The 16,035-nt window shown below is 60.1% G+C and carries 17 protein-coding genes; 4 read left to right on the plus strand and 13 right to left on the minus strand.

All coding sequences use genetic code 11. The features are described from left to right. The first annotated feature begins 54 nt into the window (after positions 1-54). A complete protein-coding gene (gene choW / locus HCG46_RS11885) occupies positions 55-897 on the plus strand; it encodes a choline ABC transporter permease subunit (protein ID WP_055657561.1) in 843 nt (280 codons plus the stop codon). Continuing rightward, positions 894-1,937: a choline ABC transporter ATP-binding protein gene (choV, locus tag HCG46_RS11890; protein ID WP_023002218.1), complete on the plus strand. Its 1,044-nt coding sequence runs from the start codon at positions 894-896 to the stop codon at positions 1,935-1,937. The genes choW and choV overlap by 4 nt, the downstream gene beginning before the upstream one ends. Positions 1,938-2,227: 290 nt before the next feature. Here the strand turns inward: choV and HCG46_RS11895 are convergent, their stop codons facing one another. Next, complete coding sequence (locus tag HCG46_RS11895; RefSeq protein WP_006934329.1) at positions 2,228-2,440, minus strand: cold-shock protein; 213 nt, start codon at positions 2,438-2,440, stop codon at positions 2,228-2,230. Positions 2,441-2,823: 383 nt separating this feature from the next. On the opposite strand from HCG46_RS11895, the gene HCG46_RS11900 reads away from it, so the two are divergent. Next, complete coding sequence (locus HCG46_RS11900) at positions 2,824-3,189, plus strand: BA14K family protein (RefSeq protein ID WP_023002219.1); 366 nt, start codon at positions 2,824-2,826, stop codon at positions 3,187-3,189. A gap of 137 nt (positions 3,190-3,326) precedes the next feature. Here the strand turns inward: HCG46_RS11900 and HCG46_RS11905 are convergent, their stop codons facing one another. Continuing rightward, on the minus strand, positions 3,327-3,782 hold the full coding sequence (locus HCG46_RS11905) for a YaiI/YqxD family protein (protein WP_062490424.1): 456 nt from the start codon (positions 3,780-3,782) through the stop codon (positions 3,327-3,329). Beyond that, positions 3,779-5,032, minus strand: coding sequence for a TIGR03862 family flavoprotein (locus HCG46_RS11910; RefSeq protein WP_168686369.1), 1,254 nt, complete (start codon positions 5,030-5,032; stop codon positions 3,779-3,781). Before HCG46_RS11910 ends, HCG46_RS11905 begins: the two co-directional genes overlap by 4 nt. 176 nt (positions 5,033-5,208) lie before the next feature. Here HCG46_RS11910 and HCG46_RS11915 point away from each other — a divergent pair, with 176 nt between their 5' ends. Further along, entirely contained in the window at positions 5,209-6,402 is a 1,194-nt protein-coding gene (locus HCG46_RS11915) for an HD domain-containing phosphohydrolase (protein ID WP_075283568.1), read from the plus strand. A gap of 117 nt (positions 6,403-6,519) precedes the next feature. On the opposite strand, the gene HCG46_RS11920 is transcribed toward HCG46_RS11915, so the two are convergent. From HCG46_RS11920 to kynB, 10 genes are all read right to left on the minus strand, one after another. Next, a complete protein-coding gene (locus tag HCG46_RS11920) occupies positions 6,520-6,735 on the minus strand; it encodes a hemin uptake protein HemP (protein WP_031269825.1) in 216 nt (71 codons plus the stop codon). 423 nt (positions 6,736-7,158) lie between these two features. Beyond that, the gene (locus HCG46_RS11925) at positions 7,159-7,623 is read right to left on the minus strand and encodes an Rrf2 family transcriptional regulator (RefSeq protein WP_075283567.1); all 465 of its coding nucleotides are present in this window, start codon (positions 7,621-7,623) and stop codon (positions 7,159-7,161) included. A gap of 101 nt (positions 7,624-7,724) precedes the next feature. After that, positions 7,725-8,792, minus strand: a complete 1,068-nt coding sequence (locus HCG46_RS11930) for a LacI family DNA-binding transcriptional regulator (protein WP_168686371.1) — start codon at positions 8,790-8,792, stop codon at positions 7,725-7,727. A gap of 200 nt (positions 8,793-8,992) precedes the next feature. After that, complete coding sequence (locus tag HCG46_RS11935) at positions 8,993-10,171, minus strand: NAD(P)/FAD-dependent oxidoreductase (RefSeq protein WP_168686373.1); 1,179 nt, start codon at positions 10,169-10,171, stop codon at positions 8,993-8,995. A gap of 320 nt (positions 10,172-10,491) precedes the next feature. Continuing rightward, on the minus strand, positions 10,492-11,697 hold the full coding sequence (locus HCG46_RS11940; protein WP_055657548.1) for an ABC transporter substrate-binding protein: 1,206 nt from the start codon (positions 11,695-11,697) through the stop codon (positions 10,492-10,494). A 93-nt stretch (positions 11,698-11,790) separates the two neighbouring features. After that, on the minus strand, positions 11,791-12,777 hold the full coding sequence (locus HCG46_RS11945) for a branched-chain amino acid ABC transporter permease (protein ID WP_023002229.1): 987 nt from the start codon (positions 12,775-12,777) through the stop codon (positions 11,791-11,793). A 15-nt stretch (positions 12,778-12,792) separates the two neighbouring features. Next, positions 12,793-13,665 (minus strand): branched-chain amino acid ABC transporter permease, encoded by an 873-nt coding sequence (locus HCG46_RS11950; protein ID WP_075283563.1) that lies wholly within the window; start codon positions 13,663-13,665, stop codon positions 12,793-12,795. Between the two features lie 5 nt (positions 13,666-13,670). Next, a complete protein-coding gene (locus HCG46_RS11955; RefSeq protein ID WP_023002231.1) occupies positions 13,671-14,378 on the minus strand; it encodes an ABC transporter ATP-binding protein in 708 nt (235 codons plus the stop codon). Further along, positions 14,375-15,145, minus strand: a complete 771-nt coding sequence (locus HCG46_RS11960) for an ABC transporter ATP-binding protein (RefSeq protein WP_168686375.1) — start codon at positions 15,143-15,145, stop codon at positions 14,375-14,377. The genes HCG46_RS11955 and HCG46_RS11960 overlap by 4 nt, the downstream gene beginning before the upstream one ends. 69 nt (positions 15,146-15,214) lie before the next feature. Then, positions 15,215-15,844, minus strand: coding sequence for an arylformamidase (gene kynB / locus HCG46_RS11965; RefSeq protein WP_168686376.1), 630 nt, complete (start codon positions 15,842-15,844; stop codon positions 15,215-15,217). Positions 15,845-16,035 lie beyond the last annotated feature (191 nt).

Below are 16,035 nucleotides of genomic sequence, written 5' to 3' on the forward strand. Positions count from 1 at the left end.
GTCTCCTGCCCGGCGCCACTGGTTTTCCAAGAACAATAATACCGGAGCAGTGGCGTGGACTGGCTCACAGAACACAAGCTGCCGATCGGGCCGTGGGCGCGCACCTTGGTCGATTGGCTCACCGACAACGCCTATTGGGTGTTTGACGGAATCTCGGCAATTCTCGAAACGCTGATAGACGGAATCCTCTGGTTGCTGCAGACGCCGCATCCATTGGTCATCGTTGTTGTCGCCGTCGCCATAGGCTACCTGGTCCACAGGACCATATCCTTTGCGGCTTTCGTGGCAATTTCCCTGCTGCTGATTATCAACCAGGGCTACTGGGAAGAAACGACGGAAACCCTGGCGCTGGTGGTTGCCGCGTCCGTGGTCTGTATGGTGGTCGGCGTGCCTGTCGGCGTGCTGGCCGCGCATCGCCCCCGGTTCTACGCCGCACTTCGTCCCGTGCTGGACCTGATGCAAACCATCCCGACCTTCGTTTACCTGATCCCGGCACTGATCCTATTCGGTCTCGGCATGGTGCCGGGTCTCATCGCGACGGTCATCTTTGCCATTCCCGCTCCGATCCGTTTGACGCAGCTCGGCGTTTCCTCGACGCCAACCGCGCTGATCGAAGCCGGAAAGGCCTTTGGAGCAACCAAATCGCAGCTGCTCTGGAAAATCGAGCTGCCCTACGCCCTGCCACAGATCATGGCTGGCCTGACGCAGACGATCATGCTGTCGCTGTCGATGGTCGTGATTGCCGCCCTTGTCGGTGCGGACGGCCTCGGCGTGCCGACGTTGCGCGCCCTGAACACGGTGAATATCGCCCAAGGTTTCGAAGTTGGTGTCTGTATCGTCCTGATCGCCATCGTGCTTGACCGCTTCTTCCGCGCCGAAGAGGGAGGCAAACGATGAGCGAGACCAACAAATCGGCCGTCGTTTCCTTCAAGGACGTCGACATCGTTTTCGGCGAAAAGCCTCACACGGCTCTGCCCATGATCGATGCCGGCAAGACCCGGCAGGAAATCCAGGCAGAAACCGGCCAGATCCTCGGTGTCGCCGGTGCGACCTTCGACATCTACGAAGGCGAAGTCATCGTGCTGATGGGGCTTTCCGGCTCCGGCAAGTCGACGCTGCTCCGGGCCGTCAACGGTCTTAACCCGGTCATCCGGGGTGAAGTGCAGGTTCATGACGGCAAGCGTTACGTCAATCCGGAAACCTGCTCTGAAAACGATCTGAGGGAATTGCGCCGGCACCGGATCGGCATGGTGTTCCAGCAGTTCGGTCTTCTGCCCTGGCGCACGGTGGCGGAAAACGTCGGCTTTGGCCTGGAGCTTGCCGGCATGCCCGCAAAGGAGCGAGCCGCAAAGGTAGAGGCGCAGCTCAAGCTAGTTGGCCTGAACGGCTGGGGCGAAAAGCATGTACACGAGCTATCGGGCGGCATGCAGCAGCGCGTTGGCCTCGCTCGCGCCTTTGCGACCGACGCGCCGCTTCTGCTGATGGACGAACCGTTCTCGGCTCTCGACCCGCTCATCCGCGACAAGCTGCAGGACGAACTGCTCGACCTGCAGAAGGAACTCAACCGGACCATCATCTTCGTCAGCCACGATCTCGATGAAGCCGCCAAGATCGGCTCGCGCATCGCAATCATGGAAGGTGGACGGGTGATCCAGCTGGGCACGTCGCAGGAAATCGTCAAGTCGCCGGCAACCGACTATGTGGCTGAATTCGTCAGCCACATGAACCCGCTGAACGTGCTGCGCGCGCGCGACATCATGGTGCCTCCGGGCAGCTTGCCGGGCTCGCTCGCCAGCGCCCTGACCTGCGATGCCGACGCTTCGGTGCGTGAAGTCGCCCAGCTGAAAAAGTCCAGCAAGGATCCGGTCGTCGTGAAAGCAAGCGGCTCCATCGTCGGTGTCATTGGCGAGAAGGAACTGCTGGACTGCATGGCGTAAGGCGTGTGGCGACCTGGAGTTTTTCCGCACATTGAGCCTCATCCTGAGGAGGACCGCCAGGTCCGTCTCGAAGGATGGGCCACTTGTTCAAGAGGTTGCCGCCCATCCCTCGAGACAGCGCTCTTGCGCTTCCTCAGGATGAGGATGAACAAATCGGCCGCGCTGAGTGGGTGAAGATACGAGGCTTGGTTTCATCCTCAAAAACAAACAAAAAACGGGACCTTTCGGTCCCGTTTTTCGTTGTTCAATCCGCGCCAGCCGTCCCCGGACGGAGGCTGCAGCCTGAAACCTTAGAGCAGCTCGAGCTGAGCAGCCTGCTTGCCGCGACCGCGACGGTCGTCTTCAGCAACGAAGGAGATCTTCGCGCCTTCGACAGGCGTTCCGATACCGGCCTGCTCGAATGCGGTGATGTGGACGAAAACGTCCTTGGAACCGTTTTCCGGAGTGATGAAGCCAAAGCCACGGTCATGGTTGAAGAATTTAATGGTGCCGTTCTCGCGCATGGAGAAACCTTTCCGCTGGTTGGATGCGCCATCCCGTTTCCGGCAGGCGCGGATAAACGAGAAGTCAACAAGAAACGGAAAGCTTGGAAATTCAGAGCAGCGCTTGATGGAGCCCTGCCGAAGTCAGTCTCACCGGGTCTTTCGTCAGTCCCGTACGGCACAACGCGTACCGATGGAGAATAATGTAGGTCCAGGTGGCGCTTACGGCAAGCGAAAGATTTTTGCAGTGGTCAAACCGAGGCCACAAAGCCGATAAATCCTGTTCCGGTGACAAAGTGACAGCTTGTGACACCAGTCACAGAGCCCGACCGGGGGGCGGGTTAGTTTCGTCTCATGAGTTGAGGCGGACAGCAGGGCCTCACGACACTGGAAGGGACACCGTCATGTTCAAGAAGTTTGCAGTTACCGCCTCTGCGCTGGCTCTTGTTGCCGGCGTCACACTGACCTCTCAGGCCACACCCGCACATGCCGCCAAGGGCTGGCAGGTCGGTGTCGGCGTCGCCAGCGGCCTTGCCGCCGGGGCGATCCTCGGGTCAGCACTTTCCCAGCCGCGTTATGTCGCTCCGCCCCCGGCCTACTATCCGGCCCCACCGGCCTACTATCCGGCACCGGCTCCGGCCCCGGTCATCTACCGCCCGGCTCCGTGGAGCCCCGCCTGGTACAACTACTGCAGCCGCAAGTATCGTTCGTTCAATCCGAACACCGGCTACTTCCTGTCCTATTCCGGACAGTACCGCTTCTGCCAGTAAGGCAGTTTCCAACTTCGCCGGGCCATAACCGGCCTGAAAAGGCCACCGGCCACTCCCTGCAAGGGTTTCCTCCCCTCCTTGCAGGGAGATTTTTGTTGGAACACCGATGTCGCCAGGAAGGATTTATGTGTCTGGCCCTAGGGGGATATACGTTTCGCCGCGCGCATGGTGGTCTCAAGCTGGTTCAGAAAGCGCGATCTGTCGGCCTTCGTGAAGCCAGGCCCGCTTTCGCGGATCTCGCCGATTTCACGCAGATGCGTGTTGAGATCCCGCATGGCAAGGCGCATGCCGATGGCATCCTCGCGAAACGGCTTGCCTGTCGGACCGATGACAAGAGCGCCCGCCTTCACACAGCGTGCCGCAAGCGGCACATCGGCCGTCACGACCACATCACCCGCCACAGCACGTTCCGCGATCCAGTTGTCGGCTTCGTCCGGCCCTTCAGGAACGACAACCCGCTCGATCAGATCGCCTTCGGGAAGCCGCATCCAGCTGTTGGAAACGAACTTGATCTCAACATTGTGGCGCTCGCCCACGCGAACGGCCTCGTCCTTCACCGGACAGGCATCGGCGTCGATGTAGAGCACGGTCATGTTGTTTGCTCTCCTTTCGAGCTTTGGAGAAAGGCCGCGATGCCGTTTGCTGCCCGGGCACCTGTCGCAAAACACGCCTGCAGCAAATAGCCGCCTGTCGGAGCTTCCCAGTCCAGCATTTCACCCGCGGCAAAGATGCCCGGCATCTTCTTGAGCATCATGCCTTCGTCCAGTTCGTCCAGCGCGATGCCTCCGGCGGAAGAGATCGCCCGGTCGATGGAATAGGGCGCGTCCAGAATAACGGGAACGGCCTTGATACAGCGTGCGAGGCTTTCCGGATTGGAAGGGACATCGCCGGCTTCGCGCAGCAGCGCCATTTCAACGTGGCTCAGCCGAAGGACCTTCTTGAGAAACGTGGCTGCAGACTGCTTGCCTCGGGGTCTTGAGAGTTTCGCTGCCAATTCGTCAACTTCGTCCTGCGGCCGCAGGTCGATGTGCAGTGTCGCCGAACCGGTTTCGTTGATTGTTTCACGCAGTTCGGCGGACAAGGCGTAGACGGCACCGCCTTCAAGGCCCTGAGCCGTCAAGACCGCCTCCCCCTGCACCCTTTTCCCGCCATGGGACAGGGCGATACGTTTGAGCGGCGTACCGGCAAACCGTTCTTTCAGGAAATCGCTCCAGCCAGTCTGAAAGCCGCAATTTGCCGGCTGGAACCGGTTGATGCGAACACCGCGTTCTTCCAGCATCGGCACCCACGCGGCGTTGGAACCGAGCTTCGGCCAGCTTGCACCACCCATGGTCAGAAGGCAGGCACGCGCAGTGAGGGATTGCAGGGCGCCTTCACCTTCAGTGTCTTCGGCGGCAGTTTCATCCCGTGTCCTGAGTTGAAGCGGTCCGTCTCCTTCAATGGCACAAAGTGCATGCCGGGTCAGCAGGCGGACGCCATTGGCATCCAGCCGGCGCAGCCAGGCGCGCAGCAAGGGGGACGCCTTCATGGATTTCGGGAAAACCCGTCCGCTGCTGCCGACAAAGGTTTCTTCGCCAAGGTCTTCGCACCAGCGCCGCAGCGTTTCGGGCGGAAATTCCTGGATCAAGGGCGCCAAAAAGGGTTCGGCCTGCCGGTAGCGCGCGAGGAACGCGGTCAGGTCTTCGCTGTGGGTCAGGTTCAGGCCGCCGCGGCCAGCCATCAGGAACTTGCGCGCGGGCGAAGGCATGCGGTCGATAACCACAACGCTATACCCGTTTTCGGACAGGCGCTCCGCAGCAAAGAGACCGGCCGGACCGGCACCGGCAATCAGGACGTCGAACATGCGGCCTTATAGTTCAAGGCGGGCTGCAAAGACCACCATCGATTTTCATCAGAACCGGTGTTGGTATGTCGAGAATTATTGCAAGTATTTGTTATCAGTCTCATGAGAATATCATCCAGGGGGTGTACCTGCGGAAGTTTTCCCGGCGGGTCTGCTTCCTGTGAAAGGAGCCGTGAATGGAAAAAGGCACGGACCTGGTAGTCGTTGCCGATCCGGACAAGGACGTTCAGGCAGGCTTTGAACGCCTGTTCGGCAGTCACATGAGGGTTGCCTGCTTTTCCGAAACGGAAGCTGCATTGCAGTTTCTGAAGCAGAACCATGGCACAGCCGTCATTTTTTCCTGTTTCAATCTGCCGGGCCGTGGCGGAACGGCCTTTCTGCGAGCAGCGGAGACCATTGCGCCTCAAGCCGCGAGGGTCATGCTGACCCGGGAAACCTCGGCAGATGCGATCAAGAAGACGCTCAATGAGGCCCATGCCTTCATGTATCTGGAAAAGCCCTGTCAATCGACAGATCTGGCCAGCGCCATGGAAACAGCTCTTTCCCATCATTTTCAGCTCGCCAAGGACCGTGCGCTGCTGGAGCGGACGCTTGCCGGATCCGTCAAGCTGCTGATCGACATGCTGGCGCTCTTCCATCCGGAAGCGTTCCGGCGCACGAGCACGGTTCGCAAACAGGCCCTGCGGCTGGCCAAACGCCTGGGCATGAAGAAAACCTGGGAACTGGAAATGTCGGTGATGTTGTCACCGCTTGGCGAGGCGTTGCTGCCGAAACAGATCCTTGCCCGCTACCGTGCCGCACGCGGCCTGACCGAGCAGGAGCGGAATATCCTGGATCGGGCACCGGACCAGACCCGGGATCTTTTGAAGAATATACCGCAACTGGAGAAAGTTTCCGAATACCTGTTTCTATCCGGCCGAGGTTTCGACGGCTCGGGTTTCCCAAAGGACGGGCCGACGGGCAAGGAAATCCCGATGATTGCCCGCATCCTCAAGCTCTTGACGGATCTGTGGTACGCAAGCCCGGAAAGCGGACCGGATGCAGCGGCCTTCGAGGCGCTTACCATCAACAAGCGCAAATATGATCCGATGCTGCTGGAGTTGGCCAAGGAAACGCTGATGGACGACGTGCCGGAGGAGCGCAAAAGACTTGTTGCCGAATGCTACATACGCTCTCTGCGGCCGGGTGATGTGCTGATCGACGACGCCTTGACCGAAACCGGTCACGAACTGGTTCTGTCCCGCGGCCATATGCTGACACCCACCACCATCCGCCGGCTGGAACATTTCCACCAGGCCGCAGGCGTGCGCCAACCCATCCGCGTCGAACGCCATTCGGCACCCGAAGAAGCTCTGATCGATACGGCTTGAAGGTGGAGAACGAAAGGCTGTGGTGAGAGCGCCCGGGCATATCGCAGTCTATAGAGAGGGCGTTCCCTTTGCCGCACCCCTTCCCCGCAAAAGGGAAGGGATGTCAGCCCGGCAATATCATTTCGTCAGGATCAGCTTGCCCTGTTTGGTGATCGACAGACGGTAGGTTTCGTCGTTGTGGCGGATCTGGATCTGGCGCTGGCCGCTGAACAGGTCGCGCGTGTCGAGCTCCGATTTATGCTCACGCGGCGGTGTTGCCGCAAAGGCGCGCGTAGCGCGGCTGCTGGAACCCAGGGAGAGGCGGTGCTTCTGGCTGTTGGCGGTCGGTGTCATTGCGCGCAATCGGTCCTTGGCCTTTGTGTTGCTCCTGAAACTGTTCAAAAAATCAGTTTCTTAGCGGAGCGGTGGGACATCGGAATCAAAAGATGAGTTTCAAACTCAACTTTATACTTGACACTCATACTCAAGTTTTCCTATCAAGGCAATGCCTGATCGAAACGGAACCGGAAATCGCGTCCTCTGGTTTCGGATTAGACAGGACCTCCGGGCAACCGGAGTGACAAATGCCAGGCCAGCCAACCGCCCTCTCCTCTCCCTCAGCGGCAAGCCAGCCCGGCCTTTTCTTTGAGAGCGCCCGCGCAAGACGCGTGGCATGCCTTTCCTTTTCCCGACCAATCGTCACATTTCGAGACATACGAAACGAAAAAGGCGCCGACCGGGTGGTGGCGCCTTCGAAACTTTTTACGTCGAAAAACCTTAGGCGTTGGCCGCGATCGGAGCCTTGGTCATTTCGATCTTCAGGAGATCGCGCATGCCGAAGCGGTCTTCCGAAAGGTCGGCAATAGACTTGCCGTCCAGAACTTCCATGAATGCTTCCAGCGCTTCATGCAGCAGACCATTGAAGCCGCAGGACATGATGAGCGGGCAATCCTTGCGGCCACTGTCGAAACATTCGGCAAGAAGGAAGCTTTCTTCAGCGGCGCGGACAACTTCGCCAACCGAAATATTCTCTGCCGGACGAGCCAGCATGACCCCGCCGTTCCGGCCACGAATGGTCTTGATCAGATTTGCATCGACCAGAACCTTCATGATCTTGAACAGGTGGGTTTCGGACATGTCGAAGCTGGCCGCGATATCCGCGACCTTGCTTGGTTTGTCCGGGTTGACGGCGCAGTACATCAGCGCGCGCACGGCATAGTTTGTCTGTTGTGTCAAACGCATGCCATAGATATGAGGTGCGCGATCTGAAAGGTCAATTCAAAATTTGAGTGTGAGAGGCGACTTTTTGGCAGGAATGCCGGAAAGACGCCCCGTTGCCGGGATCAGACAGGTTGTTCGGCGGTGTCTGATGGCTCCAGATCCCCGGGCAGATTGTCCTTCAGGAACACATCGATGCCGATACGCTCCTGCCCTTCGATGATCGGCACACCATCACAAAGCGCTTTCAGGACGCGGATGGCGCTGCGGATCTCGTGACCCGGGTCCTGCGCGATCACCGCATCCAGCACATCGTCCTGAAGCGCTTCGCGCGTATAGGGCGTCAGTTCGTGTCCGACAAAGACGATGCCCTGGCTGCGGCCGCTTTCCTTCAGGGCCGCAATCGTGCCGCGGTTGCCCGCGCCGATATTGTAGAGCCCGGCAAGATCGGGATGTTCCGCAAGAAGCTTTCGCATCAGGTCCGCATTGCGGGCGTTGTCGTCCCTCCCCTCGCGCACCTTCAGCAATTCCAGATGGGGATAGTCCTGCTCGATGACCGCCCGACAGCCCTGATAGCGCTCCGCATGATCGCGAAGGCCGAGCGATCCGGCAATGATGGCGACTTTGGCCGGGGATCTGGGCAGGAAGCGACCGAGCAACCGTCCGGCGGTGCGCCCGGCGGCGACGTTGTCGATGCCGACAAAATGCTGGCGGCTGGAGGAAGGATGATCGGAGACCAGCGTCACGACGGGCACCCCCCTGTCCTGCAGCCGGTCGATGGCTGCCTGAACCTCCGGGAACGCGGGCGCGACCACCGCGACACCGTCGCACTGCGAGCGGTCGAGGATCGCAAGTGTACCGGCCACCCTGTGCCCGTCGAAGGCGTCGATGGGCTCGACATGCACATGCATGCGGTCACCGCTCATGGTTTCAGCGTGGGACAGCGCTTCGCGGGTCAGGTCTTCCATGAAGGCGTTCGGGCCATTTGGAATGAGGAAGTGCAGGCGGTAGACCCGTTTCTTGGCAAGGCCGGCGGCAAAGACATCCGGTTTGTAGTTCAGCGCCTCGACGGCCTGCTTGACCTTTTCGATTGTGACCTTCCGGACACCCGGCCGCCCGTTGAGGACACGATCAACCGTTGCCAGACTGACACCCGCTGTTTCGGCCACATCGTGGATCGTTACGCGCTTCATTCATCCCCCCGGACGTCAGCCATTTGCCGTTACTTCGCACCGGCACAGACCTTTTCCGCGGGAAGAGGACACTCAAGGCAACGGTGAAAGAGCGGCTTGGTTCCAAGCCTTCTTTCAAGCCACTATAACCAGCTTTGAGGGGCGATCATCAAAAAATGCTGCGCCGCGCAAAGTCTTCTACCAATTGATGATTACGAAACTCAGGCCACCTGCCCGGCAGCATGACCGGACGCCCAGGCCCACTGGAAATTGAAGCCGCCGAGATGGCCGGTGACATCGACCACCTCACCGATGAAATAGAGGCCCGGCACCTTCGTGCTTTCCATGGTCTTGGAGGAGAGTTCCTTCGTGTCCACGCCACCAAGCGTGACTTCCGCCGTGCGGTAGCCTTCGGTGCCAACCGGCGTCAGCTGCCAGCGGTTCAACTGCTCTGCCGCCCGGCGCAGGACCTTGTCCGACTGGTCGGCCAGACGGCCTTTCAGGGCAAACGCCTGCGAAAGTTCGTCAGCCAGCCTGTTGGGCAGCAGTCCCCCCAGTGCGGTCTTCAAATCCTGTTTCGGGTTGTCCTGGCGGGCTTGCCGCAGGGCTTCGAAGACGTCGGCCTCGGGAGACAGGTTCACCGAGATGGGCTTGCCTTCCTGCCAGTAGGACGAAATCTGCAGCACCGACGGCCCGGACAGACCCCGATGCGTGAAGAGCAGGCCTTCGCGAAACGACGTCTTCTGGAACGAAACGACCGCATCCACCGAAACACCGGCAAGCCGGCCGCACAGTTCCTTGTTGGTATCGGAAAAAGTCAGCGGCACCAGCGCCGCGCGCGGGGCAATCACGTTGTGGCCGAAGCGCTTGGCCAGATCATAGCCGAAGCCGGTCGCGCCCATCTTGGGGATCGAAGGCCCGCCTGTCGCCACAACAAGCGATACCGCCCGCAACGGCCCCTTGGACGTTGACACGGAAAACCGGTCGTCGGGTTTTTCAATCGCCTTGATGTCCGTTTCCAGCTGTAACGTGCCTCCGGCCGCTTCCAGCTCGGCCAGCAGCATCCGGATGATGTCCTTGGCGCTGTTGTCGCAAAAGAGCTGGCCGAGTGTCTTCTCGTGCCAGGAAATGCGGTGTTTTTCGACCAGTTTCAGGAAGTCCTGCTGGGTATAGCGCTTCAGCGCGGAGACGCAGAACCTCGGGTTCCGGGAGAGGAAATTAGCCGGCGAACAATGAATATTCGTGAAGTTGCAGCGCCCCCCGCCGGAAATGCGAATTTTCTCCGCCGGGTTTCTGGCATGGTCGATCACGAGCACCTTGCGCCCGCGCTTTGCCGCCTCAATCGCACACATCAGCCCCGCGGCACCGCCACCAAGCACAAGAACATCCAGATCACGCATGGCGGGGTGTATAGCGGGAATTTCGGGAGGGGGTAAGGGAGATGTAAGCTTGTTTTCTCTACCCCTCCATCTTTCCGGACAAGCGCAGCCAATGCTGCGTGCCGATCCGGAACCCAGTGCGTAAGCGTGAGCATGAGCGAACACTTGTTTGACAGAAAAAGAAGCCGCGCCGCGTGCGCGCGAAATAAGTCTGGTTTCCGGATCTGAGTTCGGCTTTGCCTTACTTGTCCGGAATGACGGGGAACCGAAGCGATGGAAACAGAAAAACCGGCGACCTTTTCAGGTCGCCGGTCTCTTAAAAACGCTTCTTGCGAAGTCGCTTATTTCATTTCGGTCAGGACTTCGAAGCCATTTGCACCGACTTCCCAAAGGGCGTAGGTGCCCGGGACGTCGCCCTTTTCATCGAAGTTGTGGTCGCCGGCTGCGCCCTTGTAGTCGATGGCCGTGCCGGCTGCGATCAGTTCCTTGGCCTTCTTCCACTCGCCCGGACGGATCGCTTCACCTTCGCCGTTGGAGACTTCGGCCATTGCCGCTGCAACGTCTTCCTTCTTGCCGCCGGCCTTTTCGACCGCCAGCGCCAGCAGGAACGCCGCGTCATAGGAGGTGGTGGCAAAGATCGCATCCGGATCGCCGCCGATGCCCTTGAAAGCTTCGTTGAAGATGTCGAGGGATTCGGACTGTTCGCCAACCGGCGAGGACGAAACAAAGGTGGCCAGGTTTTCGGCACCCAGCTCGTTGATGACTGCTTCGGACTTCATGCCGTCGCCGCCGACGAACTTGTCGAAGAAGCCGTTTTCGAGAGCCTGACGCAGGATGGTGAGGCCGGTGCCGTCGCCGTAGTCGAAGATCACCAGCGTGTCCGCGCCGCCCTTGGCGAGTTCGGCAAGGTTGGAACGGTAGGAGGCCTTGCCTTCCTCATGCGCTGCGAACTGCGTGATTTCACCGCTGAGTTCATCGACGAATTCCGCCTTGAACGCGTTGGCAAGACCGGTGCCGTAGTCGTTGTTGAGGTAAGCGACGGCGACCTTCTCGTAGCCCTGCTCCTTCAGGGTACGTGCCAGTGCACGGCCCTGATAGTCGTCGGACGGCACGGTGCGGAACACGGTGCCCTTGTCGTCGAGGGTGGAGATTTCCGGCGAGGTGCCGGACGGCGTGATCATGGTGATACCAGCCGGAATGGTAACGGAACCGGCTGCAGCCAGAACCGCGCCCGAGCAATGCGGACCGACGACGCCGATGACGCCTTCGATGTTCACGGCCTTGGTTGCGGCGTCAGTGCCGTTCTGCGGATTGCAGGCGCTGTCGCCGACAACGCCGACCAGCTTTTCGCCGTCGCCGATGCCGCCCTGCTCGTTGACCTGCTGAAAGGCCAGCTGCGCGGCGTCGATCATGGCCGGAGCCATGGCTGCGATCGGGCCGGAGATGCCACCGAGCAAGCCGATCTTGACATCGGCCTTTGCCGGCACGGATGCCAGCGCGGTTGCGGTCATCAGACCGGCTGCAAGCGCGAGAATCTTGGTTTTCATCAAAGTACCTCCTCATTATTCCGGTCTTCGCCGGGACTTTGGATTTTCGAGGCTCCGCCTCCCGATACCGGGAAGCTAGCCTGAGGAACGGATCTAAGTGTGATCCGCACCGGATCTTGTTGCACGCCGGTCGCCTCTCAGCGGTTCCGGCAGCAGGCCTTCCGGCCGGAAGCGCAGCACCAGCTGCAGCATCAGGCCGATCAGGAACAGGCGAATATATTTGGCCTGGATGGCATATTCCGTCGGCAGGCGATCAGTTGCGATTTCCGACATCGACCAGATGATCCAGACCACCGCAGCTCCCAGAATGGCGCCGCGGTTGTTGCCGGAGCCTCCAAGGATCAGCATGATCCAGACCAGGAAGGTCGCGACCATCGGGTCGATGGCTTCCGGGGTGATCGAGCGGTTGAAATGCGCGAACAGCGCACCACCCAGCCCCATCAGGGCCGAGCCGAAAATGAAGGCCTGCAGACGGCGGAACTCGACATCCTTGCCCATGGCCTTGGCGGCGCCTTCATTGTCGCGGATGGCGCGCATCATGCGGCCCCAGGGCGCGTTGAACTGGCGCTCGACCAGCAGGTAAGCCGCAATCAGAACGACAATGACAATGGCAAGATAGGCAGCCTGAGACGCCATGTATGCGCTTTCCTGCGCCAGTGACGGAAACTCCGCCGCAGGGCGCGGAATACCGGAAATACCGCGGGCACCATTGGTCAGCACCGGTTCGGACTTGACCACAAGTCGAATGATTTCCGCAATCCCGATGGAGGCAATCGCCAGATAGTCGGAGCGGAACCGCAGACAGATCTTGCCGATAGGCCAGGCCACGAGAGCTGCGGCAAGCATCGCTCCGATCCAGCCGACGAAGAACGGCATGTCAAAGCCGCCGATACGGCCGTCGGCATGTTCTGTCGTCAGAATCGCGGAGGTATAGGCGCCAACTGCGAAGAACCCGGCAATGCCGGCGTTGAACAGACCGGCAAAGCCCCACTGGATGTTGAGCCCCAGCGCCAGCAGCGCGTAGATGCCGATGAAGATCGCCATGAAGAGGGCGTAGTTGAGAAGACCGAGATATTCCACTTTCTCTCCCTCCCCTTATAGCACTTTGCCCTTGAGCAGCCCGGTCGGGCGCACAAGCAGCATGAACAACAGGATGGCGAAGGCCATTGCGGCCTTGTATTCGCTCGGGATCACCAGAACCGACAACTCCTCGGCAATGCCGACGATCAACCCGCCAAGCACGGCACCCTCGATCCGGCCGACCCCGCCCAGGATGGCGGCAGCGAACATCGGCAGCAGCATCTGCCAGCCCATCAGCGACTTCAGTTCCGTGTTGAGGCCGAGGAAGACACCGGAGGCAGCACACAGACCACCTGCGATCACCCAGGTCAGCATCACGACCTTCTTGTTGTCGATGCCAGAGAGCAAAGCCAGATTGGGGTTGTCCGACATGGCGCGCATGGCCTTGCCCCACTTGGAGCGGGTCAGGAACAGCTGCAGTCCGCCGACAAGCGCTAACATGGCGATGACCGTCAGGATTTCGCGGTCACGGATGCGCAGGCCGAAATAATTTTCCGGACGGACGATACCGCGGGAATAGGTTTCCGTATCGACACCCCAGACCACCTGCACCACGGCGCGGATCATAAGCGCTATGCCGAGTGAGGCCATCACGGTGACGATTTTCGGCCGCTCGCGCAGATGTTCATAGAACACCTTGTCGATGCCGACGGCAACGGCGGCGGTTGCGATGATGGCGATCGGCAGGGCCAGCAGTGGCGAGATCCCAAGACCGGTGACAACCGCCAGCGCAATGAAGGCACCAAGCGTCGCCAGATCACCATGCGCCAGATGGGCATAGCGCAGGATGGCGAAGATCAGCGTGATGCCAACGGCGCCAAGTGCATAGATCGAGCCGAGCACGATGCCCGGAATGACGTAGAAATTGATGAGCTCAAGAAAATCCATACCGCTCAGCCCCCCAGGAACATTTCAGCGACTTCACGGTCGGCCAAGAGGTCGGCACCGCTGCCTTCGTGGCGGTTCTTGCCGGCGGCCAGGACATAGCCCCGGTCGGCAAAGGCAAGCGCCTGCTTGGCGTGCTGCTCCACCAGGAGAATGGCAACACCGGTGTCGCGCACGTCCCGGCAGATCTGGAAGATCTGTTCCATGTATTTGGGCGAAAGCCCGGCGGTCGGTTCGTCGAGAAGCAGAAGCTTCGGATCGAGCATCAGCGCCCGGCCCATCGCCACCATCTGCCGCTGCCCGCCCGACAGGGACCCCGCAAGCGTCTTGCGGCGTTCCTTCAGGTCCGGAAACAGGGTGTAGACCCGGTCATAGGCAGCGCTGAGGTCACCCTTCTTCAGGAAGCCGCCCATTTCCAGGTTCTCGTGGATCGACATCTCGCGGAAAATGTTGTCGACCTGCGGGACATAGCAGATGCCGCGCTGGACGATGCGGTTGGGAGCCCAACTGGTAATGTCGTCGCCGTCGAACAGCATGCGGCCGCCGCGGATGGTCAGGAGACCGAAAACGGATTTCATGGCTGTGGACTTGCCGGCACCATTCGGGCCGACGATGACGACGATCTCGTCCGCATCCACGTGCATGGAGACGTCCTGAAGGATGTCGGCGTCACCATAGCCTCCGGTGATGCCGTCCATGGAAAGAAGCGCTGTCATGCGGCATCTCCCGTGGTTTCGCCCAGGTAGGCTTCCAGCACCTGAGGATTGGACCGCACGGTCTGGAAATCGCCCTGGATCAACACCCTTCCCTCGGCCATGCACACAACGGGATCGCAGAGTTTCTCGATCATTTCCATGTCATGTTCAATCAGGATGAACGTGTAGCCGCGCTCCTTGTTCAGGATCTCGATCTTGGTCTCGAGCTTGCGCAGCAGGGTGCGATTGACGCCTGCCGCCGGTTCGTCGAGCAGCACAAGCTTGGCATCGGTCATCATGGTGCGACCCAGTTCCAGAAGCTTCTTCTGGCCACCGGAAAGGTTGCCGGCCGGCTCGTGCGCGACGTGCGTCAGCTCCAGGAATGCCAGGGTCTCATAGGCCTTTTTCTCGACCTCGGCCTCGGCAGCCTTCACCCGCCCCCAGGCGAGCCAATTGGAAAACAGGCTTTCGCCCGGCTGAGACGGCGGCACCATCATCAGGTTTTCCAGCGCCGTCAGCTTGTGAAATTCATGCGGGATCTGGAATGTCCGCACCAGTCCCTTGTGAAACAGCTCATGGCTGGCCAGGCTGGTGACGTCCTCGCCCAGAAACCGGATGCGTCCGCTTGTCGGTTGCAGTGCCCCTGCGATCAGGTTGAAAAGCGTCGTCTTGCCAGCCCCGTTCGGGCCGATCAATCCGGTGATACTGCCTTCCTCGACGCGGAACGAGCAGCCATTCACCGCCCGGAATCCGCTGAAATCCATAACGAGCTGATCAAGCTCCAGCATTCACGCTCCTTGCCGCTCCCAACGGTCAGTCTTTTTCTTATTCCGGCCGCGCTTTCCCGTTTCCCGGGATTAGCGGAGCGGGCGCAAAATGGCCCGAACCGGCGCGGCGTCCAGCCCTTCTAACTTCATTGGCAGCGCAATCAACTCATAATCACCGGGTTCCACCGCAGAAAGAGCAAGATTTTCCAGAATCAGCATGTCACGGGAACGGGCGATCCCGTGACTGGGCAGGGTTTCGGAAGGATCCGGGTCGACGGAGGGCACATCCACGCCGATCAACTTGACACCGGCGTCCGCCAGCAGGCTCATGGTTTCCGGTGCCAGAGCCCTGTAGCCTGCCGGCCAGACCGTAACGTCTCGTTCTTCGGCAAGCCGCACAAGCACTCGGGACGGGCAGCCTTCAAGGAACGCTTCCAGCTCTCCGGGCTGGCAAAGCGGACCGGAACCGCGTGCATCGATCAGCCGGGCCGGTCCGACGAAATCATGCAGATCAAGCTGATCGATCGTCAGACCGTCCGGGTCGTAGTGCAGGGGTGCATCGGCATGGGCTCCGCAATGGCTCGACATGGAAAACTCGCCGACATTCACCGGGCAGTCCTCTGAGATCGTCGCCGTCCAGGAGCTGCGATAAGGCGCGTCGCCGGGATAGACCGCCATACCCGGCCGCACGGGCGGCGTGATGTCGAACAGATCCGTCATCTTGAAATATCCTGCTGAAGGGCAATTGCCGCGTTTCAGACAGTTTGAAACAACCATGGCTGGCAAGTGTTGTAAAGCTGAGCGGACACGCCGGCGACAGGCAGTCAGTTGGCGCAAAACCAGCGCGATACGGCCTTTTGCAATCGGGGAAAGCTCAAATCCGGCATCCAAGGTGTCGCACAACAATCTGT

It is taken from the genome of Labrenzia sp. PO1, assembly GCF_012273635.1.
GTDB lineage: Bacteria > Pseudomonadota > Alphaproteobacteria > Rhizobiales > Stappiaceae > Roseibium > Roseibium algicola.